We start from the raw sequence: 669 nt of genomic DNA, 5'->3' as shown, positions 1-669 counted from the left end.
CGCTCAGCCCGCGAGAGCGCCGAGCGACGTGCGGAGCGCGCGGCCACGCGTCCCGACGCGTACCTCGACGGGCGCTACCTGCCCAAGGAGGGCCGCGCACCCACCATGGTGCCCCTGCTCACCGTCAACCTGTTCGGCGGGCTGGACGTGCGCATCGGCGACACCCCGGTCGATCCGGGCCGCTTCCGCCGCCAGAAGGTGAAGACGCTGCTGACGCTGCTCGTGCTGAACCGGGGCCGCGAGTTCCCGCGCGACCGCCTCGTGGGCATCATGTGGCCCGAGAGCGAGACGGACTCGGCGCGCAAGAACTTCTACTCGGTATGGTCGCATCTGCGCCGTGCGCTGTCGGGGCCGTCGGGCGCATGCCCCTACCTCGTACGCCAGCAGAACGGCTGCCGGTTGGACGAGCGCCTGATCGTCACCGACGTCGCGCGGTTCGACACCGTATGCCGCATGCTGCTGTTCGGCCAGCCGGGAGCCGACGGATGGGCGCAGCTCTACGCGGAGATCGACGAGGCGTTCGCCGACGACCTCATGCCGAGCGAGCAGGACAACGAGTTCGTCGTGCAAGCGCGCAAAGACCGCCGCATGCAGCTCGTGGACGCGCTGGTGGCAGCCGCCGACCGCCTCGTCGCGGCGGACGACGCGCAGGAGGGGCTGTGGTTCGCC

General features: G+C 71.0%; 1 protein-coding gene. It reads left to right on the top strand.

The features are described from left to right. Positions 1-669: AfsR/SARP family transcriptional regulator (locus GPA_RS18565; protein WP_041238660.1), on the top strand; the 669-nt coding region annotated here is incomplete at both ends.

The sequence above is a fragment of the Gordonibacter pamelaeae 7-10-1-b genome, from assembly GCF_000210055.1.
GTDB classification, from domain to species: Bacteria; Actinomycetota; Coriobacteriia; order Coriobacteriales; family Eggerthellaceae; genus Gordonibacter; species Gordonibacter pamelaeae.
Note: the sequence above shows the minus strand (reverse complement) of the source record. Positions and strands in the feature narration are given on the sequence as shown.